Annotated in this window: 17 protein-coding genes and 4 pseudogenes; 8 read left to right on the forward strand and 13 right to left on the reverse strand. The window is 60.4% G+C overall.

Features of this window, described 5'->3' with window-relative positions:
- Positions 1-106: 106 nt before the first annotated feature.
- Positions 107-700, reverse strand: a pseudogene (locus G3A56_RS18955) (alpha/beta hydrolase); the annotation flags it as partial.
- A 399-nt stretch (positions 701-1,099) separates the two neighbouring features.
- Here G3A56_RS18955 and G3A56_RS18960 point away from each other — a divergent pair.
- Entirely contained in the window at positions 1,100-2,170 is a 1,071-nt protein-coding gene (locus G3A56_RS18960) for an LLM class flavin-dependent oxidoreductase (protein ID WP_082186059.1), read from the forward strand.
- Positions 2,171-2,215: 45 nt separating this feature from the next.
- Here the strand turns inward: G3A56_RS18960 and G3A56_RS18965 are convergent, their stop codons facing one another.
- From G3A56_RS18965 to G3A56_RS18975, 3 genes and pseudogenes are all read right to left on the reverse strand, one after another.
- Complete coding sequence (locus G3A56_RS18965; protein ID WP_082185664.1) at positions 2,216-3,391, reverse strand: acyl-CoA dehydrogenase family protein; 1,176 nt, start codon at positions 3,389-3,391, stop codon at positions 2,216-2,218.
- Positions 3,388-4,418: pseudogene (locus G3A56_RS18970) on the reverse strand (ABC transporter substrate-binding protein). Before G3A56_RS18970 ends, G3A56_RS18965 begins: the two are co-directional and overlap by 4 nt.
- A gap of 111 nt (positions 4,419-4,529) precedes the next feature.
- Positions 4,530-6,137: an ABC transporter substrate-binding protein gene (locus G3A56_RS18975; RefSeq protein WP_082185662.1), complete on the reverse strand. Its 1,608-nt coding sequence runs from the start codon at positions 6,135-6,137 to the stop codon at positions 4,530-4,532.
- A gap of 270 nt (positions 6,138-6,407) precedes the next feature.
- Here G3A56_RS18975 and G3A56_RS18980 point away from each other — a divergent pair, with 270 nt between their 5' ends.
- The 7 genes from G3A56_RS18980 (at position 6,408) to G3A56_RS19010 (ending at position 13,670) form a co-directional block, all read left to right on the forward strand.
- Positions 6,408-7,397 carry an ABC transporter permease gene (locus G3A56_RS18980; protein WP_082185661.1) on the forward strand — a complete coding sequence of 330 codons (990 nt, stop codon included), beginning with the start codon at positions 6,408-6,410 and terminating at the stop codon, positions 7,395-7,397.
- The gene (locus tag G3A56_RS18985) at positions 7,394-8,389 is read left to right on the forward strand and encodes an ABC transporter permease (RefSeq protein ID WP_082185660.1); all 996 of its coding nucleotides are present in this window, start codon (positions 7,394-7,396) and stop codon (positions 8,387-8,389) included. Before G3A56_RS18980 ends, G3A56_RS18985 begins: the two co-directional genes overlap by 4 nt.
- The gene (locus G3A56_RS18990; RefSeq protein WP_082185659.1) at positions 8,386-9,384 is read left to right on the forward strand and encodes an ABC transporter ATP-binding protein; all 999 of its coding nucleotides are present in this window, start codon (positions 8,386-8,388) and stop codon (positions 9,382-9,384) included. Before G3A56_RS18985 ends, G3A56_RS18990 begins: the two co-directional genes overlap by 4 nt.
- Entirely contained in the window at positions 9,362-10,297 is a 936-nt protein-coding gene (locus G3A56_RS18995; protein WP_082185658.1) for an ABC transporter ATP-binding protein, read from the forward strand. Before G3A56_RS18990 ends, G3A56_RS18995 begins: the two co-directional genes overlap by 23 nt.
- Positions 10,298-10,315: 18 nt before the next feature.
- Complete coding sequence (locus G3A56_RS19000) at positions 10,316-11,371, forward strand: aldo/keto reductase (RefSeq protein WP_082185657.1); 1,056 nt, start codon at positions 10,316-10,318, stop codon at positions 11,369-11,371.
- Between the two features lie 69 nt (positions 11,372-11,440).
- Complete coding sequence (locus G3A56_RS19005) at positions 11,441-12,679, forward strand: acyl-CoA dehydrogenase family protein (protein WP_082185656.1); 1,239 nt, start codon at positions 11,441-11,443, stop codon at positions 12,677-12,679.
- A gap of 19 nt (positions 12,680-12,698) precedes the next feature.
- A complete protein-coding gene (locus G3A56_RS19010) occupies positions 12,699-13,670 on the forward strand; it encodes a LysR substrate-binding domain-containing protein (RefSeq protein WP_082185655.1) in 972 nt (323 codons plus the stop codon).
- Between the two features lie 16 nt (positions 13,671-13,686).
- Here the strand turns inward: G3A56_RS19010 and G3A56_RS19015 are convergent, their stop codons facing one another.
- The 9 genes and pseudogenes from G3A56_RS19015 to G3A56_RS19055 form a co-directional block, all read right to left on the reverse strand.
- On the reverse strand, positions 13,687-15,039 hold the full coding sequence (locus G3A56_RS19015; RefSeq protein WP_082185654.1) for an LLM class flavin-dependent oxidoreductase: 1,353 nt from the start codon (positions 15,037-15,039) through the stop codon (positions 13,687-13,689).
- Positions 15,040-15,092: 53 nt separating this feature from the next.
- Positions 15,093-16,688, reverse strand: a complete 1,596-nt coding sequence (locus tag G3A56_RS19020; RefSeq protein WP_082185653.1) for an ABC transporter substrate-binding protein — start codon at positions 16,686-16,688, stop codon at positions 15,093-15,095.
- A 40-nt stretch (positions 16,689-16,728) separates the two neighbouring features.
- Positions 16,729-17,079 carry a DUF3088 domain-containing protein gene (locus G3A56_RS19025; protein ID WP_082185652.1) on the reverse strand — a complete coding sequence of 117 codons (351 nt, stop codon included), beginning with the start codon at positions 17,077-17,079 and terminating at the stop codon, positions 16,729-16,731.
- On the reverse strand, positions 17,027-17,374 hold the full coding sequence (locus tag G3A56_RS29480; protein ID WP_137067594.1) for a hypothetical protein: 348 nt from the start codon (positions 17,372-17,374) through the stop codon (positions 17,027-17,029). Before G3A56_RS29480 ends, G3A56_RS19025 begins: the two co-directional genes overlap by 53 nt.
- Positions 17,375-17,528: 154 nt before the next feature.
- Positions 17,529-19,117 (reverse strand): annotated as a pseudogene (locus G3A56_RS19035) (ABC transporter substrate-binding protein).
- Positions 19,118-19,152: 35 nt separating this feature from the next.
- Positions 19,153-20,352 (reverse strand): M20 aminoacylase family protein, encoded by a 1,200-nt coding sequence (locus G3A56_RS19040; RefSeq protein ID WP_082185650.1) that lies wholly within the window; start codon positions 20,350-20,352, stop codon positions 19,153-19,155.
- Positions 20,353-20,445: 93 nt separating this feature from the next.
- Positions 20,446-21,615, reverse strand: coding sequence for an LLM class flavin-dependent oxidoreductase (locus G3A56_RS19045; protein ID WP_082185649.1), 1,170 nt, complete (start codon positions 21,613-21,615; stop codon positions 20,446-20,448).
- Positions 21,606-22,501, reverse strand: a pseudogene (locus tag G3A56_RS19050) (NmrA family NAD(P)-binding protein). The gene G3A56_RS19045 and the pseudogene G3A56_RS19050 overlap by 10 nt, the downstream one beginning before the upstream one ends.
- A gap of 7 nt (positions 22,502-22,508) precedes the next feature.
- Complete coding sequence (locus G3A56_RS19055) at positions 22,509-23,561, reverse strand: ABC transporter substrate-binding protein (protein WP_082185647.1); 1,053 nt, start codon at positions 23,559-23,561, stop codon at positions 22,509-22,511.
- Between the last annotated feature and the right edge of the window lie 11 nt (positions 23,562-23,572).

Raw genomic sequence — 23,572 nt, forward strand, 5'->3', positions numbered from 1 at the left:
AATTTAGCCTAAAAGCCCTCAAAGGTTGTGGTGCGCCACAAATGGTGCTGACGCCCGAAGCGTATGCATTGCGAATGGGAAAGCTATGGAGCGCCGGCATCCCCTGCAGCAGCGCACCGCGCAGCGCCGGCAACCCGCGCCTCCTCGATCTGCTGGCCGTGATTTCGGACGCCGCTTTCAGGCGTTCGAAAAGAGCATAGCCCTCAGGCCACCGGCCGAAACCGGCGGCGATATTGATATGTCCAACGGAGCCAAGATTGACGAGATCGCTTCCCCAGTCAGCAGCGGTGCGGGCCAGCTCATCCGGGCTCATATAGGGGTCGTTCATGCTGCCCACGACAAGGCTCGGAAAGGCGAGCGGCGCTTGAGGAAATGCGCCGAAGCGGACGATGCAGGGATGCATTGCCTCCACCCGGTCGAGATGGGCGGGCGCCACCAGAAGCGCACCCTTGATCCTGCTGGCTATGGGTCGCGACGCCATGTTCGCGACCAGCAGGCAACCGAGACTGTGGGCGACAATATAGGCGCTTTCGGTTGTGGCGAGCGCCGCTTCGAGGCGACCTAGCCAGTCTGCAAGAACAGGGCACTCCCAATTCTCCTGCTCGACCAGCCGCGCCTCAGGATTATCCAGCAGCCAATGTCTCTGCCAATGTCCCTCGTCCGAACCATTGAGACCGGGGACAATCAAGGTGGTACACATGCCTACTCCGTTGTTTGCGGGCGGTGTGCGCCAAGAATGGTGAATTTCAAGATTGTAGTCGACTATTGCCTTGCTCAGCTTTTCCGACCTCAGGAAAAATCGATCCAGACAATTCCGATCACGCGAAAAATACGTTCTCCATAACAGCTTTAGTGCCGCACCAGAGGAATCATTACCTAAAATATTTTCCATAGAAAATATGTTCTAATTGAATGAGCCGCGCGGAAAGCTTTTCCTCTGCCGCTTTCCAAAAGAAACGCTGCTGCTTGGCCGGACCGCCGCCGGTTTGCCATTCTCGCACTATCGGAGACCTCAATCTCCCGAACCCTGAAATGGCAAATGCCGAGCCTCGGCAGGGCCATTCCACCGCGACATAAAACGAAAATTCAGGCGGATAATGTGAGCAGCACGAGCGAATTTCTCTGGTACATCCCCAATGACGTCAAACCCGGACATCGGGGCGACGCCGTCAGCGAAAACCACAACAGCCTCGATACATTGACCAGCCATGCCAGGGCGCTGGAAAACCACGGCTGGAAGGGCGCGTTGATCGGCACCGGCTGGGGGCGTCCGGATACCTTTACGGTGGCGGCATCGCTTGCCGCGCGCACCACCACATTCGAGCCGCTGATCGCCATCCGCCCCGGCTACTGGAAACCCGCCAATCTCGCATCGGCCGCTGCCACGCTCGATCAGCTTTCCGGCGGCCGGGTACGAATCAATGTCGTTTCCGGCCGGGACGAGCTTGCGGCCTATGGCGACGAAGAAGGCGATCAGGCGCATCGTTATGCGCGCACGAAGGAGTTCATGCGGCTGGTGCGACGGCTCTGGACCGAGGAAAACGTCACTTTCGATGGCGACCATTTCCGGGTCAGGAACTCCACCGTCTCGCCGCGAATCGCTGAACGCGCCGGCCGGCCACATCCCAAGCTTTATTTCGGCGGCGCGTCCGAGGCTGCCGAACAGGTTGCCGCAACCGAGGCCGATGTGCAGCTCTTCTGGGGTGAACCGCTTGCTGGTGTGCGCGAACGGATCGAACGTCTCAGGCATTTCAGCGAGACGCTCGGCCGCGACCTGCCGCCGCTGCAATTCGGCCTGCGGATCACCACACTGGTACGTGAAACGACCGCCGAGGCGTGGCGCGATGCGGAGGCGAAGGTGGCCGAGATGGCTGCGAACAACGGGGTGCGCTGGAACGATCATCTGCAAGGCGTCGCGGTCGGCCAGCGCCGCCTGCTGGATCTGCACAGGCAGAGCGATGTGCTGGACGATAATCTCTACACCGCACCCGGCAAATTCGGTGGCGGCGGTGCCGCAACGACATGGCTCGTCGGTTCGGCGGAAGATGTCGCCGCATCGCTGCGCAAATACCGCGCGCTTGGCATCACCCATTTCGTTCTTTCCGACACGCCATATCTTCAGGAGATTGAACGCCAGGGCGACAGGCTTTTACCGCTACTCCGGGACTGATAAAATGGGCGGCCTGCCGAACAAAGCCGCCCATGTCTTCTGGGATCAGCCGCCGACAGCCTTGATGCTCTGGCGGCCGAGGATGGTTCGGATCATGTGGCTTTGCGGCGCATGCGCCCTTGCCGTTATGGCATCGCGATGATGCCGCTCGAGATTGTAGTCCCGGCGAAGGCCGCGATTGCCGCCAAGCTCCAGCGCCAGATCCGTCACCGCCACCGCATTGTCGATCACCACGTGGCGAACGGCCAGCGCATCCGTTCCCACCTTCTCTCCCGCATCGATATCGCGGGCGACGGAGAGAAGCAGACGCCTGTTCGCAGCAAGCAGCACCTCGATCTGGCCGAGACCTTCCTGAATGCGTGGAATGGAGGATAGCGGCGCACCGAGACTGGCCGGGACATGGCCCGTGAGGTGCCGCAACAGGGCGTCACGCGCCGAAAGCGCAACACCGTGATAGACGGAAGCCAAAAGCACGAAGAAATTATAACCGTCGGCTTCATCGCGTCGCAGCGGCTCGTCCGCCGGCTGTTCGGCAACGAGATCGGCAAGCGGCACCCCTACCTCCTCAAGCACCAGATCGTCGCTGGCGGTCGCATACATGCCGGTCGCTTCCCACGCCTTTTCCGAGCGGATACCCGGCGCATCGAGCGGGACCAGAAGCTGGATCAGGCGCGGCGTCTCTTCCGTCGTGGCGGCAAGCACGATCGCCCATTTCAACCCCGGCAGGCCGGTAACGAAGCTCTTGCGGCCATTGACCACCCAGACATCGCCCTCTATCCGCGCCGTCGTTTCTGGCAGGCCGCCATGGGCAGGCGAGCCGATGCCCGGCTCCGCCTGCGCATTGTTCAGGAGCGCCGGCTCCCTGTTATTGGCGGCCAGCACTTTTGCCGCAAGCACTGCCGGCCACTTGCCGCGCCGGATGGCGGCGTGGACGCTGTAATGCATGGCAAGGATGAGGGCGGTGGATGGATCGCCCTTGGCAATGGCGGTGATGACGGCATGCGCGGTTTCCATGCCCTCCCCCCAACCGCCGTCCTTTTCAGCCGTCACGAGACCAAGCAGACCCGATTTGAAAAGCGCCTCGAAATTGCCGGCGGCGAATTCGCCGCTTTTGTCATGGTCCGCCGCAGTCAGGCTGAAAATTTCGGCGAGCGCGGTTGCGATGGCGACGGGGTTTGAGGCCTGCTCCGGGCTCGGAACGGCGGATAGAGCGCCGCTCATGCCACCGCCCTTTCACGTGTCTTGACGAAACGGTCATCGATCCACGCAGCGAGATCGAAGTCGTTTTCAAGGAAGCCCCATTGATGCAGGAAATCCTTGTAGTGGCCGACAGCGGCAACGAGGTCCGCATCGAGGCCGAGGCCAAGATGGCGATGAACATCCGGGCCATTGGCGGCCAGAACCTGCTCTTCGGTCGCACCCGCCTCGCGCGCGATGAAACGGCGGGTCTCTTCCGGATGCTGCTCGGCCCAGAGCGAGGCTTTGGCAATGGCGGCAACCAGCCGCTCCACCAGGTCGGGGCGCTCATCGGCAAGCCGTCCGTCAACCGTCAGCACGCGGGGAGAACCGGAGTTGATACGTATCTTCGGGTCAGGGTGAAAACCGAATTCCGCCACCTGCACGGCGCCGATCAGGTTCGCGGCGGCGATGCCGGCGGTTCCCTTGACGAAAATTGCATCGACCTCACCGCGCAACAGCGCAATAATCTCCTCCCGAAGGATTGTCGCCGCTTCAGGCCGAAAAGGGATGGTCCTTCCTGTGTCGCCAGTACGGAATCCTTGATGACGATATCCTTCAGCTCGATATCCTCGACCTTCAGCCCCTCCAGCGAAAGCGCCGAAACGATGCCCTTCAGCGCCGTCGCCCGCATAAAATCGACAATGCCTTCCGGCCTGCGCGGCACACCGAAACGGCGACCGACGAGATCGGCAAGCGAGCGGATGCCGGTTTCCGGCAGGGTGATGATCGCCTGAAACTCGTCCGTCCACGTCACCCCGATGAGCCGCGTATTGCGCCCTTCCGAGCGGGCGCGGATGGGCGGCACATTTCCGCCGTGACGGAAGGACCATTCCAGCGTGTGATTGAAATGGCTCTGCCGGACAGAACGGTCAGGCGAATCGATGATGGATTTCAGCGATATGCCGACATCCTCGAAGGTCTGCGCGAGATACCCGAGCTGCGCCGCCAGCCCCACGGGCGTGGGCACCGGGCAGCGTGTGTACCAGATTTCAGAAAGTGTCGTGCTCATGGCTTTGGCCTCGATGAAAACGATGGCACCAGAAAGCGATGCTGCGGTGCCTGTTGACGGAAGGGAGACGTCCCGGCCCGCCGCAAAGGCGGACCGGGTTCGGCAAAAAGATCAGGATGCGGCGATATGCGCGAAGGCAAGGCTTCCCGCCACACCTTCCGCACCGATGGTGTGGTCGGCAATGCGCTTGTTGAAGATGGTAATCTCGGGTGCTGCGACGATGTCGATGGCCGGCACGTCTTCGACGAGAATCTGCTGTATTTCCTTCCATTGCGCGACGCGCTTGTCCGGATCGATCTCGACAGCGGCAGCTTCCAGCAGCGCGTCCACCTTCGGATTGCTGTAGGCGGCGCCATTGGAGAAAGGCACACCCTTCTTGAAGTTCTTCGACCAGTAGAGCCGCTGGACGCCGACTGTTGGGTCGAAGAGATTGCTCATGCCCTCATAGGCAAAATCGAAATCCCGATCCGTGTAGATGCGCTTCGTGTAGGTGGCGAAATCCTGCGTCCGTACCGTCACATCCACGCCGACTTTTGCCAGCGCCTGACGAATATAATCCGCGCCGCGCGGATAGGCTTCGGTGCTCGGCACATAGTCCAGGTTGAGCTTGAAGCGGGTGCCATCCGCACCGCGCTTGTATCCCGCCTCGTCCAGCAGCGCTTCGGCCGCCTTCAGATCGATCGGATAGGTCTTCAGATCGTCCACGAACCATTTCGTCAGCTTCGGATTGATCGGTCCGGTGATCGTCGCGCCATAACCGAAATTGACGGTGTTGAAGATGACGTTGCGGTCAATCACATGTGCGAAGGCGCGGCGGACGCGGACATCCTTGAACACGTCCTTTTCGAGGTTGAATTCCACGCGGCTGATCGAATTAGTATATTGATAGCCGTTGGTCTCGAAGCCGAGGCTTGGCAGTTCCTTCAGCCGGTCGAGATCGCTATAGGCGACCGGCGTGCTGGGCGCGAGATCGATCTCACCGGTTTCGATGGCAATCGCGCGGGCCGAGGCGTCAGGAATGAAGCGGACGATGAGTTTGTCGAGATAGGGGCGCGGCGCATCCCAATAATCGGCATTGCGCTCAAAAACGATATGGCTGCCGCGCACCCATTCCTTGAACTTGAATGGGCCGGTGCCGACAGGCGCGAGGTTGATGGGGTTTTCGGTGACTTTGGTGCCTTCATAAAGATGCTTGGGCACGATAGGCGTTTCGGCGGCGGCGAGCGCCGTTATCAGATACGGCGCAGGCTTGGAAAGAACCAGCACCGCCGTCAGATCATCCGGGGTCTCGACACTGGTAAGGTTCAGGAAGGTATTGCGCCCGCGCGGATGCACTTCCTTGATGGTGTTGATGGAGAACGCCACATCGGCGGATGTGAAAGGCTTGCCGTCATGCCATTTTACACCGGGCCTCAAATTGAAGGTGTAACGCAGGCCATCGACGCTCACATCCCATGATTTGGCCAGTAGCGGCTTGGGATTGAGGTCGAAATCATAGGTCAGCAGCCCTTCCGTGACCTTGGGCGATATGTAGACAGAATTATAGGCCGTGTGCGCGATCGTCGTCAGAACCGGCGGCTCCGATGAGATGAGCAGGGTGGCCGTGCCACCGCGTGCCGGCTCTGCCGCGTTGAGCTTCAGCCCCGGCAGCGACACCACGCCAAGCGCTACAGACGCCAGCAAAAATCCACGCCGCGTCGTCTGGTTGAAAACAGTCATGCGATACCTCTCCTTAATTGAACCGGCGAAAAACCGGCAAAACTGAACGGCCGCGCTTGGGAAGAAGTTTGTTCCGCAGACGAGAGTGAGATTGGCATGAAGCACCAACCATTCTCATAAATAGGAACTATCTTTTCTTTATGGCGCATTTTCCCGTAAATTTCAGAAAATAATTCTATTACTCTTTGACAAATTCCATAAAATTAGTCAACTAATGCCCACGCCTTCAGGGGCTGATTTCATGTTTTCCACGCTTACGGACTGGAGCCGATGTCGAATTCGAAACGGATTTTATCGCAGGCAAGGCGGGTCGCCATTCAGGCCATTCCGACGGTTCTCGGTATCGTCATCCTGAACTTCTTCCTGCTGCAGCTGGCGCCCGGTGATGCGGCCGATGTGCTGGCCGCGGAAGCGGGTTCGGCGACCGTCGAGACCATGGCCGAAATCCGCTCCCGCTTCGGGCTTGATCTGCCGGTCGTGCATCAGCTGATGAACTATCTCGGCAATCTGGCCCATTTCAGCCTCGGCTTTTCGCCGCGCTACGGCATGCCGGTTGCCGATCTTATCGGTCAGCGGTTGCCCGGCACGCTGGCCTTAATGGGCGCGGCGCTCGGCATTGCGATTTTCGTCGGCGTTTTCCTCGGCTCCATCATGGCGCTCTTTTCCGGAAAGCTGCCCGACCGGATCATTTCGATTGGCTCACTGATCTTTTATTCCGTACCGGGCTTCTGGATTGGCCTGATGCTGATCCTGACCTTCTCGGTCAAGCTCGGCTGGCTTCCGTCTGGCGGCGACAGCACCATCGGCAGCAGCCTCACCGGCCTTGACGCCCTTCTGGACAGGCTGCGCTACATCGTTCTCCCCGCCCTTTCGCTGGCGCTTTATTTTCTGGCGATTTACGCCCGCCTTACCCGCGCGGCGATGCTGGAAGTCAAATCCCAGGACTACGTGCGCACGGCACGGGCAAAAGGCGTTTCGCCGCTCCGGCTGACCACACGCCATATTCTGCGCAATGCGCTCATCCCGATCACCACCATGGCCGGCATGCATATTGGCGGCCTGCTGGGCGGCGCGGTCGTGGTTGAGACCGTCTTCAGCTGGCCGGGGCTTGGCCGTCTGGCTTTCGAAGCCGTCATGGCCCGCGATTTCAGCGTGCTGCTCGGCATTCTGCTTCTCTCTTCCCTCGTCGTCATCATCGTCAATGCGGCCGTGGACCTGTTGCAGGCATGGCTTGATCCCCGCATCGGAGAAAGCCGATGAATTCCTCCCATACATCAGCAGTTCTCGACCCGGCCGAACTCAGCGCTGAAGAGAGCAATCCCAAACCGAAAAAACCGGAAGAAAAGGTCTGGCCCTATATTCATGCGCCGGACGCGCTTTCAGCCCGCTCCGCCTCCGTGCCGCGGCGCGGCCTGCGGCGGGAACTGAAGATTTTTCTCACCAATCCCAATGCCATCGTCGGGCTTTTGTTTCTCGCCACCGTCATCGTCACCGCACTTCTGGCTCCGCTGATCTATCCCGGTGATCCCTTGGAAATGGTGGCTCGTCCCTTCCTCTGGCCGGGGCAGAATCCAGCCTATCCGCTCGGCACCGATTCCATGGGTCGTGATGTGCTGGCGGGCATCGTGCACGGCGCGCGCATCTCGCTCACCGTGGGTGTCGTCGCCACTCTGATCGGGCTGACGATCGGCATCACAATCGGCGCTTTCGCCGGTTATTTCGGCGGCGTCATTGACGATATTCTCGTCAAGCTGATCGAAATCTTCCAGACCCTGCCGAATTTCGTGCTGCTCGTCGTGCTCGTCGCCATCGCCCAGCCGTCGGTCACCACGGTCACATCGGCCATCGGCATCATCACCTGGCCGCTGGTGGCGCGCCTGACCCGCGCCGAGTTCCGCGCCATCCGCGAGAAAGACTATGTGCTCGCCGCCCGCAGCCTCGGTTACGGCCATGCGCGTATCGTCTTTCAGGAAATCCTGCCCAATGCCCTGCCGCCGATCATCGTCACCTCCTCGGTCATGGTGGCGGGCGCGATCCTTATGGAAGCAGCGCTTTCCTTCATGGGCCTTGGCGATCCCAACCGTGTCTCCTGGGGGTCAATGATCGGTTCCGGCCGCGATGTCATCCGCACCGCCTGGTATCTGACCGCCCTTCCCGGCCTTGCCATCGTCTTCACCGTCATTTCGCTGAACCTCATCAGCGATGGCCTCAACGATGCGCTCAACCCCCGTTTTTCGGAGGAACGCCGATGAGCAAACTGATTGAAGTCCATGATCTCTCCGTCAGCTTCGGCTCCGCTCAACCGGTTAAAGGCGTCAGCTTCGATGTGCAGTCCGGTGAAATGCTGGCCATCGTCGGCGAGAGTGGTTCCGGGAAATCGCTGACCGCGCTCGGCCTGATCGGCCTGTTGCCATCGCATGCAAAGACCGGCGGGCGTGTTCTGCTCGAAGGCCGCGATCTTCTGCCGCTTTCCGAGCGGCAATGGCGCGGCATTCGCGGCCGCGATATCGGCATGATCTTTCAGGAACCGATGACGTCGCTGAACCCTGTCCTGACGGTCGGCGAACAGATCATCGAGGTGCTGCGCATCCATGAAAAGATCGACAGGCATCAGGCGCGCAAACGCGCTATCGAGCTTCTGGACCTCGTCAATATTCCCGACGCCCGGCGCCGGGTGGACGATTATCCGCACCAGCTTTCCGGCGGCATGCGCCAGCGCGTGATGATCGCCATCGGCGTTGCCTGCAATCCCAAACTGCTGATCGCCGACGAGGCGACGACCGCGCTCGACGTGACGATACAGGCGCAAATCCTGCAATTGCTCGACAATCTGCGCCGCGATCTCAACATGGCCGTCATCCTCATCACCCACGATCTCGGCATCGTGGCCCAATGGGCCGACCGGGTGATGGTCATGTATGCTGGCCGCAAGGTGGAAGAAGGATTGCCTGAACCGGTTTTCTCCAATCCTTACCACCCCTATACGCGCGGCCTGCTGGCTGCCTCTCCGCGCGCCGAAGACGGCCAGCATTATCGCGACGGGCCACTCATCGAAATTCCGGGTTCAATCGTTTCCGCTACGGGCGAGCGCGGCTGCGCCTTCCGGCCACGCTGTCCGAGCGCCCGCGGTTTCTGCGGGCAGTTCGTACCGCCGCTGAGGCTCGTCTCGGAAGGCCGCTACGCCGCCTGCCCCTTCGTATCCCCCACATCCCAAGAGGTATCCGATGACGCTCTTGTCAGTGCATAGTCTTTCCACCCACTATTCGGGAGGACGCGGAACAGTCCGCGCCGTCGACGATGTGTCGCTCGACATCGAGGCGGGCGAGACCGTGGCGCTGGTGGGTGAATCAGGCTGCGGCAAATCCTCGCTCGGCAAGTCGCTCATGCGGCTGGTGGAGCCCACTTCCGGCAGGATCACCTTCAAGGGCGCCGATGTCACGGCGATGTCGTCGTCGCAGTTGCGCGGCATCCGCCGCCGCATCCAGATGATCTTTCAGGACCCATTCGCGTCGCTCAATCCACGCCAGACGGTGCGAACCATCCTTACCGGGCCATTGAAGGTGCACGGCATTGGCGACAGGGCGCGACAGCAGGAGATCGTCGAGGCGATCGTCGCGCAGGTGGGTCTGCCACCGGATGCACTCGACCGCTATCCGCACGAGTTTTCCGGCGGCCAGCGCCAGCGCATCGGCATTGCCCGGGCGCTCGTTCTCGAGCCGGAACTGGTCGTCTGCGACGAGCCTGTCTCGGCGCTCGATCTTTCCATACAGGCGCAGATCCTCAATCTTCTGGTGGAGATGAAGAAACGGCTTTCGTTGTCCTATCTCTTCGTATCCCACGACCTTTCGGTCGTACGCTATTTTTCCGATCGCGTTCTCGTCATGTATCTCGGCAAGATCGTGGAAAGCGCGCCGACCGCGGAGCTTTGGGCCTCGCCGAAACACCCCTATACCCGTGCGCTTCTCGCAGCCGTTCCCGATCCCGCGCGCCGCAAGCAGGCAGCGCCCATTTCCGGCGACCTGCCGAGCCCCCACAACCCGCCATCCGGCTGCCGGTTTCACACCCGCTGCCCGCTCGCCACCGATCTCTGTCGCGAAAAAGCGCCGGATTACACCCTTTTCGGCAAGAACCACGCCGTGGCTTGCCACCATGCCCAATAAACTGAAGGAGCAACCATAATGGTCGACTATCGCTATCTCGGACGCAGCGCGCTGAAAGTTTCACCGCTGAGCCTCGGCACGATGATGTTCGGAGGCCCGACGCCGGATGACGTGGCCTTCCGCATCATCGACAAGGCACGCGAGCAGGGCATCAACTTCATCGACACTGCCGATGTCTATCACGACGGAAAGTCGGAAGAGGTCGTCGGTCGCGGCATCAAGGCCAGCCGCGACCACTGGGTTCTGGCAACGAAATTCGTCAATTCCCATACCAAGGGTCCGAACCTCGGCGGACATTCGCGCAAGTGGGTGATCGAAACAGTCGAGAATTCCCTTCGCCGTCTCAATACCGACTATATCGATATTCTCTATTTCCACCGCGCGGTCTTCGACGCGCCGCTGGAAGAGCCGGTACGCGCGATTGCCGATCTCATCCGAGCCGGCAAGCTGCGCTATTTCGGCGTTTCGAACTTCCGCGGTTGGCGTATTGCCGAAATTTCGCATCTGGCCGATCAGCTCGGCATCGACCGGCCTATCGCCAGCCAGCCGCTCTACAACATCGTCAACCGCACCGCGGAAGCCGAGCAGCTGCCGGCTGCCAACCATTATGGTCTTGGCGTCGTTTCCTATTCGCCGCTGGCACGTGGTGTGCTCACCGGCAAATATCAACCGGGCGAGCAGCCGGGCGCCGATACCCGCGTCGGCCGCGGCGACAAGCGTGTTCTGGAAACCGAATGGCGTCCGGAATCGGTCGAAATCGCCCAGAAGGTTGCAGCGCACGCCGCATCGAAGGGCGTTTCGGCAGCCGATTTCGCGCTGGCCTGGGTGTTGAACAACAAGTTCGTCACCGCAGCCATCACCGGCCCGCGCACCGAAGAGCACTGGAACGGTTACGTCCGCGCCCTCGACGTGAAGATCGATGCGGAAGACGAGGCGCTGGTCGATAGCCTCGTCACCACCGGCCACCCCTCGACGCCCGGTTTCAACGATCCGAGCCATCCCGTCGAAGGCCGTGTGCCGCGCAATGTCGAACCCGCTCCCCGCCCGGTCGTCAAGCCGCGCGCGGTCGCCTGATCGCCCAGACGAAAATGCCTGCGGCGCGACCGTGCCGCAGGCCATCACATCCGTTCAGGGAAACCCGCAATGTCCAATCCTAAAATACAGACCGCAACCACCGACAATTCCGGCGTGCCGAGCCGAGAAGACATTCTGGCCCGCGCCAGGGACATTGCGGCTATTGCCGCCAGGGATGCCGCCCGCCGTGAGCGCCAGCGGGAACTTCCCTTCGAAATCTTCGGCCTAATCAAGCAGGCGAAGATCGGCACGCTGCGCATCCCCGAGGCCAAGGGCGGCCCGGGCGGGTCGATTGCCGACTATATCGAAGTGCTGATGATCCTCGGCGAAGCCGACAGCAATATTCCGCACGCACTCCGCAGCCATTTCAATTTTACCGAGAATCTCGCTCTCACACCGATCGAGCTTGAGGATCGGCGGCACCTCGAAAATGTCCTCACCGGCAAGCTCTTTGCGGGCGCCAGCACGGAACAGGGGACCAAACGCCCCGGCGAAATCACCACGCGCCTCAGCGCCGATGGCGACCGTTATCGTCTGAACGGCCGCAAATGGTATGCGACCGGCACCGCCTTCGCAGATTTCGGCACCTTTAGCGCTGTCGGCGAAGACGAACAGCCGATCGGCGTCCTCATTCCGCTTGATCGGCCTGGGATCACCATTCTCGACGACTGGGACAGCATGGGCCAGCGCATGACGGCAAGCGGCGGCGTTTTGCTTGAAAATGTCGAGGTGCTCCCGCATGAACTGACGACCCGCAAGCTCGGCAGCCAGATCGGGCGCCACAGCTCGGCCATGCGACAATTGCACCTCGCTGCCTCTGCCGCCGGTGCCGTTCAGGGCGCACTCAACGACGGCATCGACTATGTTCTGCGCCAGGCGCGCACCACGCTCCACAGCAGCGCCGAAACCGCCAATCAGGACCCCTTTGTGCAGAAGATGCTCGGCGAGATCAGCGCCGGTGCCTTCGCCGTCAAGACGCTGATCCGCGAGGCGGCAAGAACGCTCGACAGGACCGCCGCCGCCTTTTCCAGCGGCGACGAAGAGGCGATAGAAGCGGCTTTGCTGGAAGGTTCTCTCGCCACCGCCCGTACCCAGATCATCGCATCGCAGCTTTCACTAACGGTCGCCACCAACCTTTACGAACTCGGCGGCGGATCGGCGACATCCAGCGACCGGAATTTCGACCGCCACTGGCGCAATATCCGCACGGTCTACAATCACAATCCACTTGCCCACAAGGCGCGGGTGATCGGTGATTATTACCTCAACGGCACTACGACGCACCTCAGGGAAGGCCGGGTATTCTAGCCATGAAGGGAAAACGGCCATGAGAACGGAATTTATCCCTCCTTCGGTCGCAAGAGCGGCTTTCCGGTTGCCGACGCTTTCCCGGCTGCCGCCGCTGACGGCCCTGCGCGCATTTGTCGTGGCCGCGCGTCACGCCAGCTTCTCGCGGGCGGCGGAAGAACTGCATGTCTCGACTGCCGCAATCGGCCAGCAGGTGCGCATTCTGGAAACCCATCTCGGGCAAACACTCTTCAGCCGCCAGCGCGGCGAGCTGGTGCTGACCGAGGCCGGCAGCACGCTTTACCCCGGCCTTGCGGACGCTTTCGAGACGATGATCGGCAGTCTTTCCGATCTCATGGCCTCCGGCGGCCGGCGGCAGGTGAAGGTTCTGGCGGAAGGCTGTTTTGCGGCCCGATGGCTGGCGCCACGGTTGGGAACCATCGTTCCAGCCCTTGGAGACGTAGATATCTCGATTGAATCTCTCGAGGGCGACGCCATCGACCTCACGCATTTCGATGCCGATTGCGCGATCGTCGCCACCCACGGACAAATCCCCGGCTTCATTCACGAACCGCTTTTTGCCGACACCGTCAGTGCCGTCTGCACCCCGGATTTTGCAGCCCGTCATCGCCTTTGTGGCGAACCCGAGCGGCTTCGGGATATCTCTTTTGCGATGTTGCGCGGCAACGGCACCGATGCTGCCTTCGAATGGGCAAACTGGCTGCGCGCCTGCCGCATTCCGCTTCGGCTTTCGGCAACCGGACCGCGCTTTTCGCGTCAGACCGCGCTGATAGAGGCACTCTTGTCCAGCCACGGCATCGGCCTTGCGCGCCACTCGCTGATTTCGGATGAGCTGAAAACCGGTCGTCTGATCGCACCTTTCGGCGCACCACAGCCGACCGCCAGCAGGTATCATCTGCTGACCAGTCCTGACAGGCGGCGGCTGCCGGAAATCGCATCTCTACTCGCCCTGTTGCGCGAGGATACACGCTCTCTCGAGGCCGCCGCCTGAACACGCCTGTCCCACCTCAGGCGCGTTCCCTTTGCAACTCCTTCGTCGCATGGATGTTTTCCGGCCGGGGCAGGCCGTAATGATCGCGCAGTGTATCGCCCTCGTAATCCTCGCGGAACAGTCCGCGCTGCTTGAGGATCGGCACGACCTCGTCGACGAAGATATCAAACCCGCCATTCAGCCAGGGCGGCATGATGTTGAAACCGTCGGCAGCACCTTCACGGAACCAGGTCTCTATCCAGTCCGCCACCTGTTCCGGCGTTCCCGAAATCACCTTGTGGCCACGCCCGCCCGCAAGTCGGTGCAGCAGTTGCCGGATCGTCGGATTTTCCCGGTCGATGACATCGAGAACCAGCTGATGGCGGCTGCTGTCCGCCTGCGCGCGTGTCGCTTCCACAGCCTCCTTCGGCAAGGGCTTGTCGAGATCGGCGGATGACAGATCAATACCGGTGATGCGCTGCAACTGCCCGAGCGAAAAGGCCGGCTGAATGAGATCGTTGAAAGAAGCCTCGAGCTTGCGCGCCTCCTCTTCGGTGGAGGCGATGAAGGGGCTGATGCCCGGCAGGATTTTCACATGGGCGGGATTGCGCCCCGTGGCCGCCACGCGCCTCTTGATGTCGGAATAAAAAGACCGCGCACTCTCCAGAGTTTGATGCGCGGTAAAGATTGCCTCGGCGTAACGGGCGGCAAAGCCACGCCCTTCCTCCGAAGAGCCGGCCTGCACATAGACCGGCCTGCCCTGCGGCGAGCGCGGCAGGTTGAGCGCACCCCGTACCCGGTAGAATTCGCCATCATGACTGGCAGGGTGAATGCGGTCCGTATCGGCAAAAAGACCGCTCTCCTTGTCGGCGACGATGGCATCGTCTTCCCAGCTGTCCCAGAGCTTCGTCACCACATCGACAAATTCAGTCGCCTGACGGTAACGGTCGGCATGTGGCGGATGCTGCTGGAGATTGAAGTTTCCGGCCGCCGCATCGGCCGAGGTCGTCACGATGTTCCAGCCCACCCGGCCGCCGCTGATGTGGTCAACAGAAGCAAACAGCCGCGCGAGATTATATGGCTCGTAATAAGTAGTGGACGCCGTCGCAATGAAGCCGATCTTTTCGGTGACGGCCGCCAAGGCCGCCAGCATGGTGATCGGTTCCAGCCGGTGGCGGGCGGCATAGCGGATATTGGCATCCAGCACCGGCGCATCGGCAAAGAAAATGGCATCCAGCTTTGCCGCCTCGGCCTTGCGGGCGATATCCTGATAGAGCCTTATATCAGTGACGCGGAGAGGCTCCGACTCGGGGTGGCGCCAGGCTGCTTCATGATGTCCGCCCGGATAGATGAATGCATTGAGAACCAGCTTCTCGGATTTTCTGCTCATGGCGATGAACCCTTTTTATCTCTGACACGGCTGCGAATGAAAGGTGAAGAGGCTCACGCCTCCTTCGTCACCCACGCTTTGGCGAGATTGCCGCTGAGACCCTCCGCCCCTGTCGCGTAATCCTTGATGCGGACGCTGCCGACGACCGGCTGGATGGGAGAAACGAGATTGATGACGGGAAGATCTTTGGCGACCACGGCCTGAAACTCCCTAAAGAAGGCCGCGCGCTTTTCGATATCCGGCTCCACCGCCGCCGCTTCCAGCAACCGGTCCACTTCCGGATTGGCGTAATGGCTGGCATTCGAGAACGGCAGGCCGATCTTGAAGTTCTTGCTCCAGTAGACGCGCTGCACGCCGGCCGTCGGATCGAAGGTATTGGAGAGGGATTCGACCGAAAGGTCCCAGGCGCGGTCGGTATAAACGACCTTCACATAGGTGCCGAAATCGAATTTCTGGATATCCGCCTCGATGCCGATCTTCGATAGCGCCTGTGCGATGAAATCCGAATAGGTCTGCGGATTGAACGGGTTGGTGGTGACCCGGAGCTTGAAGCGCTTGCCACCTTCCTTGCGGGGGAAGCCTGCCTCATCCAGCAGTTTTTCAGCCAGCGCTACGTCGAATTTGGCAAAGCCGATATCCGGATTGTGGAACTTCGCAAGGCCGGGGCTGATAGGCGTGGGCGATGGCACGGCATAACCGTAAAGCACGGTATCGATCAGCGCCGGAACGTCGATCGCGTGGGCGATGGCCTGCCTCACCTTCAGCTCTTTCAGATATTCGTTCTCAAGGTTGATGACGAGCTGGTTTTGCTGGCCGGCATAGGCATAGATGCGGTCATCCACCTTCAGCGTCGGGATGGATTTCAGCCGTTCCAGATCGGCAAGCGCCACCGGGTTCGGGCCAATGTCGCCCTCCCCGGTTTCCAGCGCCGCCGCGCGTGCGCCGGCATCGTTGATGAGGCGAATGATGACGCGGTCGAGATGAGGGCGTGGCGCGTCCCAGTAGTCGGCATTTTTTTCCAGAAGAATATGGCTGCCCGGCACCCATTCCTTCAGCACGAAAGGACCGCTGCCGATAATCTGGGCGGGCTTCGGATTATCGGTCGGCTTGAAGGTCTCAAAGATGTGCTTCGGCACGATTGGCGATTCAGACGAGGCGAGCGCGGTGATCAATCCCGGCGCCGGCCTGGAAAGCTTCACCTTCGCGACCAGCGGATCGGACGTATCGACGCTTTCAACATGCGAGAAAGTCGCCCGGCCGCGCGGATGGGCTTCCTTCAGCCGCAGGATCGAAAATTCCACATCCGCCGATGTCACCGGCTTGCCATCATGAAACTTCGCGTTCGGCTGCAGATGGAAGACATATTCCAGCCCGTCGGCGGAAACGCTCCATTCTTTGGCAAGGCTCGGCTTTGGCGAAAGCTCGTAGTCATAGGTCAGAAGCCCGTCATAAATCTTCGAGCCGATGAACTGCGGACCGCCCGCGCTGGTATTGATCGCCACGAGCTGCGTCGGCTCGGGAAAATAGACGATCTTGAGCGTACCGCCCGAAACTGGCTCTTCGGCAGCGGCGAAAGAACCGCCGGGAAGCGCCACGAAAGCGCCGGCGGCAAGTGCAATTTTATGAAACTGGCGTCTGGAAAAGGTCATGTCTGTCTCCGAAAAAATCCGATGGGCGGGGTGCGGCAACTCAGTGCAGCTGCGGGAACCCGTGGCGCTCGGCGAGGATTTGCAAAATTCGTTTGGTGTCCTGAATGAAGTGCGTGTCGCCCTTTACCGTGGCGTCAGCGGGCGCATCGCCGGCAAAGACGAACAGCGGCAACGACTGGTTTTCCTCACCCGCAGCGGCGATGACCGCCTCGCGCGGACGCTGAAAACCAACCCGGTGGATATCGATCCCGGCGGCTAAGTCCGGAAAGGCGGCAATCAGGCCTTCGATCTGGTTACAATGCGGGCAGACGAACCGGACACCGGGGTGCCTGGGGTCCTCAAAACCGGGGGCAATCAAAAAAAGCGTATCCTTGGCCATGGCATCCATCATTTGCGGGTGAGATTTCATGAGCACATTGCAGGTGGTCAAAGCGTGGGTCCAGAAAGCAATTCTTGCTTTGAAACGAAGAATTCCTTCGCTCTAAATCTTTGATGAAACTGATTTTTTCAGGGTTTGGATAGCCGGCATCGCTGTTCTTGACGACCTGTTTCACGAGAAATGTTTTTTCCGAAAACGGGCTTGCCGCGCGAAGGCGACAAAACGGACGGAGGCCAGTTTCCGGCAATAAAAAACCCGGCGGAATGGCCGGGTTAATGTCGATGGTCGCAGACCTCTCTTCCGTCATGCCGGTCCCCGGAACAAGCCCGAGGATGACCCGGCATCCAGCCACGGTGCGTCTGCGCCGTGAAGGGACTCTTTCGCGATCAAGGACTTGATCGTGCTGGACCCCGGAACTGGTCCGGGGTGACGGAGTGTGGAGGATGCCACTTTGCCAAAGCTCACTCACTTTTCCAGGCAGTCGACAAATCGCCATAGGCGATATCAATCGTGGTGACGAGCGACCGGAGGCTGGTGTTGCGCAGAATGACGGTCGGCAGGGCGACGATCGAGAAATTCGGCAATTCGTCCCCGGTGATTTTCTGGATGTCGTGGAACTGCCCGCCCGTTTCGTTTCATCCACTTCAATCGCGGCGGCACGGAAAAGATCGTCCACCCTGGGATTGTTGTAGTGGGCGGCGTTGACATAGGGCGCGGTTTTCTTGATGCCATCCGACCAGTAGAGGCGCTGCACGCCCGCCGTCGGATCAAACAGCCGGCTGATGCCGTTCACCGTGAGATCAAAACCACGCTCCGTATAGACGCGCTTGATGAAGGTGGCGAGATCGCCTTCCACGATATCCACCTTCACGCCGAGCTTGCCGAAGGACGAGCGCAGATATTCGGAGGTTTTGCGGAAGACGTCGGAGGGCAGAAAGGCCAGCCGCAGCGAAAAACGGGTGCCATCCGCGCCCTTCGGATACCCCGCTTTATCGAGCAGCTCGTTCGCCTTGGCCAGATCAAAGGGATAGGTGAAAGGCTTCTCGTCATTATAGGTGGTGAAGACCGCCGGAATGTTCGAACCGGCGGGTTTTGCCGTGCCAAAGAAGATGGCGTCATTGATGAAATTACGGTCAATGGCATGGGCCAGCGCGTGCCGGACCTCCTTTTTCGCGAGGATCGGGTTCTCCAGATTGAACTCGAATATGGCGGCATTGTTGAGATAGGAGTCGGTATAGACTTCCACCGAAAGCTTGGGATTTTGCCGAAGGCGCTCCAGATCGCTGTAGGAAACATCGGCGGTGTAATCCGCCTCGCCCGTTTCCACCGAGATGGTGGTGGAGGCCGCATCGGCGACGAACCGCGCCACGAAGCCATCGAGATAGGGAAGATCGGCCTGCCAGTAGTTCGGGTTCTTCCTGAGCTTTACATAGCTACCGCGTTTCCATTCCTCGAACACGAAGGGGCCGGTGCCGACGGGCGCGTTGCCGTTCGGGCTTTCATTGTAGTTTTCCAAAGCATAGGCATGGGCCGGCAGAATGGGCGTTTCGCCGCCGGTCAACGCCCGCAGAAGATAGGGCGCGGGTTTGGACAGCACCACCACGGCCGTGAGCGGATCGGGCGTTTCGATATCGGAAACATTGGCGAAGGTGATGCGGCCGCGTGGGCCCACCTTCTTGAAGGCGAGCAGGGAAAATTTCACATCCTGCGCGGTGAAATCCTTGCCATCATGCCATTTGACGCCCTTGCGCAGCTTGAAGGTGTAGCGCAGCCCGTCAGCGGAGGTTTCCCAGCTTTCGGCGAGAACCGGATGCGGCTTGAACTCGCTGTCGAAGCGCACCAGACCTTCAAGGATTTTGGTGGAAATGGCGCGCGTGCGCGTATTGGAATCGGAAAGCGGCACAAGCGTCGTCGGCTCTCCGAGACCCGCAAGGGTAACAATACCGCCCTTTTTCGGGGTTTCCGCCGCCAGTATCGGCAGGGATGGCAGCAGCATGGCCGCACCTAGCGCAGCACTCAAAAGCAATGTCTTACGTCGTGTAATATCCATGGATGTTTCCTCTTGCAGGCTTGTTTTTAAAATTTTCAGGCAGGCTTCAGCCGGGTTTCGACCAGCCGGGCAAACAAGGTGGCACCGACCGGCAAGATTGCATCGTCGACAATGAAACCGGGATTATGGGCTGGCACGGTGCCGGAATGACCGAGGGTGAAAAACGCACCGGGCGCATGTTTCAGGAGATCGGCGAAATCCTCGCTACCCATAAAGCGGCCAGGCTCGGTGGAAACGCGCTCGTCTCCGAGAACCTCGCGCGCCACTCCGGCAACGATCTCCACCGATGCTTCATCATTGGTCAAAACCGAGAATATATCGCGAATATCCACCTCGGCGGAGAGCCCATAAGCGGCGGCAATGTGATCGGAAATCGTGCGGATTCGGCCCCTTATGGTCTCGCGTACGCTGTCGGAGAAGGCCCGCACCGTGCCCGCAATCGAGGCCGTTTCGGGAATGACATTATAGGCCGATCCCGCCTCGATGCGGGTGATCGACAGGACAGCGGGATCGGTCGGCGGCACATTGCGGCTGACGATGGTCTGTAAGGCCTGAATGAGTTCTCCCGTTGCCGGCACCGGATCACGCGAGACATCCGGGTGGGCGGCGTGGGCACCCCTGCCCTTCAGCCGGATATCGAAGAAATCGGCGCCTGCCAGAATGGTGCCGGGCGAGACCTTCAGATGGTTCGGTGCTGCATGGGAGGAATTGTGCAACCCGTAAATCTCATCGACGGGGAAATCCTTGAACAACCCATCGGCGATCATGGCGCGTGCGCCACCCAGACCTTCCTCGGCGGGCTGGAAAATGAAGATCACCGTGCCGGCAAAATCACGGGTTTCCGCCAGATAGCGGGCAGTGCCGAGCAATATGGTGGTGTGCACATCATGCCCGCAACCGTGGAACTTGCCGGGATAGACCGATGCATAGGGCAGCCCGGTTTCTTCCGGCATCGGCAGGGCATCCATATCGGCCCTCAGCCCGATGGAACGGTTGCCCGCGTGCCGACCGTGCAGCACGCCGACCACGCCGGTCTTGCCATATCCGCGATGCACCTCGATGCCCCAGGAGGCGAGTTTTTCAGCAACGATACCGGAGGTGCGCACTTCCTCGAAACCGATTTCCGGATGTTGGTGAATATCATGGCGGATGGAGACGAGTTCGGGAACATAGGTCCCGATCCGGTCGAGGATTTTCGGCGCGGGCGTTTTGACGGGATCGACGGCAATATTCACGGTATCTCCTCAGGGCAAAAAATATCGTTCTCGCAATCTCGGCGATTGCGAAGTGCTAAGCTTCGGAACTGGAAAGCTGAGGCGGGAGAGGCGTCAGAGCCTCAGGCCAGCTTCCTTCATCAAGGGCAGAATGCGCTCAGCGAAATATTCGAGGTCTTCGCGGAAATCGTAGAAATTCAGCTGCACGCCATCGATGCCGGCCTTTTTCAGGCCAACAAGCTGCTCGACCACCTGCTCCGGCGAGCCGATGATTTCGATATTGCCACCGAGATTGCGCCCCTGCTTGTGACGCGCATCGCCGCGGCCGCGCCAGGCATGGGCGTCGCTGTCGTAATTGTTGGTCGCAAAGGCACGGGTGCCGGACTGCGGTTTTCCGGCCTCAATGGCGTCGGCATAGGCGATCGCCTCCCTTTCCGTGTCACGGCTGACGATGATCGGGTTGATGAGCATCTTCACCTGCCGGCCATAGGCCTTGGCGCGGTTCTTGATGGTGGCGATATGATCGGGAAGCGTTTCCAGCGCGCTGTCGATATGCGCGCCGCCGGGCGAGGTAACGAAAACCAGATCGGAATGGCGGGCGGCGAAATCAATACCGGCCGGTGAACCGGTCGCCGTCACCAGCGGCGGGCGGCCAAAGGCGGGCTTCGGCGTTATCCAGCCACTGTTGATGGCCCAGGGGTTCAACTTGCCCTCATAGGAGAAGTTCTCGGTTTCTCCCCACAGGCGGTGAAGCACATCGAACAATTCGCCCGCCATATCGTAGCGCTTGTCATGGTCGATCCGCTGCCAGCCGAACATTTCATGCTCGACGGCGCGGTGGCCCGTGACGATGTTGATGCCCCAGCGTCCCTTGGCGATATGATCCAGCGTCGCGCCATATTTTGCGAGATGAAGCGGGTGCAGGGGACCGTAAAGCACATGGATGGTGGAGATCAGCAGAATGCTCTTCGTGACCGCCGCCATGGCGCCCAGCGCAATGAAACTGTCGAGCGAGGATTCGCCATCATATCCGCCCTTGGGCAGCCATTGCGTGCGGCTGAAGGCGATTTCGAAACCAAGCTCTTCCGCCCGCTTCACCAGTTCCGCATTGTAATCGAAGGTCCAGCTATTGCTGGTCGGCAGGCTGGAGAAATTGATATCCTGCAGATTGAGGAACAGTCCCAGCATCAGCGGCTGTTTTACCGCGCGGCTGAGCGGGCTGTCTTCGAAATCAGTTGGGCCTTTCAGCTCGGGACCTTCAGGCAAAGGAACAGTCAGCGCCATGTCTTTTCTCCCTCGGAATGATCGCCCTGCGGGGTGGTCGCTGCTAGCCGGGCACGCAGATAGTCTTCCACGCTGCGGGGCAACCGGCCGGTGATCTGGTGGACGGTATCGTTGACGGAGGCCGCGAGGCCTTCGCGGATGAGTTGGCCGAATTCCCCAATCGCCTTCTGTTCGAACACACCGATATGCGGTGGAAATGCTGTGCCGGAATTATGCGATATCCCGACGGGGCGATGAAGGATACGAGCCGCGATGCGGGCGATTTCCAGCGCCGTCAAGGCTTCGCCACCCGTCAGCACGAAGGCGCCGGAAACAGGCACGCTCGCGGTCAGGGCGTGAACCGCCACATCGGCTATATCGTCGGCATCGATGAAGGAAACGGCCGCATCGCCGAAACGGGCGGGAACATCTTCCCCTTGCGTAGTGCTGCGACGACAGGTTCCAGCGCCACCTGCATCCAGGCATTCGGCCGCAGCACCGCATGCGCAATGCCGCTCCCGGTCAGGTGTTTTTCCACCTCGGCATGGGCCGCACCCGAGATGGAGCGTGCCGCATTGGCGATGGTCCAGTCGGAGCCGGAGATTTTCACGATCCGCGATACGCCGGCGGAGAGAGCGGCATCGATGACCGCATTCTGGTCCGCCGCCAGCGTTTCACCGATTGGGGAAAGCAGGAACACCGTGCCTATTCCGCGTGAGGCCTCTTTCAGACTGGTCGGATCGGAAAAGTTTCCCTCCGCGATATCCACCCTGTCGCCCCAGAGTTTGAGCGCATCCTCACGCCGGCGGGTCAGCACCCGAACCTTCGCCTCTTTCTGCAAAAGACGGGTGACGACGCGTTGGCCGAGCTTACCGGTTGCACCCGTTACAAGAATGGTTGCCGTCATGACGCCCTCACTTCGCAGCAGGTTGCAGTAAAGAAAGGGCGCGCGGATCGACCCAATCGTTCACATCGAAATCGTCAGGGATGAATTTCCATTCCAGCAGGAAATCCTTGAAGTGACTGAGCGCATCCAGCTCCGCCGGATCGAGATCGAGCCTCAGGCTTCGGTACACATCCGCCCCGTTGGCGGCGATAACCGCTTCCTCGCTGACACCGATCTCGCGGGCGATGAAACGCACCGCTTCCGCCGGATTATCATTCGCCCAGCCGGAAACCCGCTGTACCGTAGCCAAGAGGTCGGCGACCAGATCGGGCCTTTCATCGGTAAATCTGGCATCCACAGTCAAAGGACGTGGCGTGCCGTTATTGATGCGGATTTTCGGATCGGGGTGAAAGCCGGTCGACACGACGACGTGCGCGCCAATGAGATTGGCGACGGTGACGCCTTCCGCTCCCTTGACAAAAAACGCATCGATCTGCCCGCGATGCAATGCCGCGATCTCCTCCCCATAGGGCAGCCGGCGGCGCAAGCCATGGAACCTGTCGTCAGCCGGCCCGAGCAGCACTGGCTCGGTAGCGGTGAGATCGACCAGCTCGACCTCCGCGACGGAAAGGCCGGAAACGGTCAGTGCCGATACGATGCCCTTGAGCGATGTCGCGCGCTGGAAGTCGATGGTTTCGTTCGGCCGTTTCGGCAGCCCGATGCGCCGGCCCTTCAGTTCGCCGCCCTTTGTTATCCCGCTGGCTGGCAGGGCTATGACCGCCTGAAACTCGTCGGTCCTTGTCAACCCGACAAGACGCGTCTGGCGTCCGCCGGATTTTGCCCAGATAGGCGGAATATTGCCGCCTTGGCGGAAAGACCAGTCCAGACGGTGATCGAAATGGCTCTGGCGAATGGCCGGGTCGGCCGCATCGCGAATGGAGGAAACGGTAATGCCATAGCCGGCGAAACTCTCCTCGATCCAGCCAAGCTGCACCGCGATGGAAAGCGGCGTGGGCGCCGGGCAACGTGTGTACCAGACTGTTTCAGGGTGGGTTGCTTGGCGAAGGGCCGCATCAGCCATGGCGTTCGTCC

Source organism: Rhizobium oryzihabitans, from assembly GCF_010669145.1.
Lineage (GTDB): Bacteria > Pseudomonadota > Alphaproteobacteria > Rhizobiales > Rhizobiaceae > Agrobacterium > Agrobacterium oryzihabitans.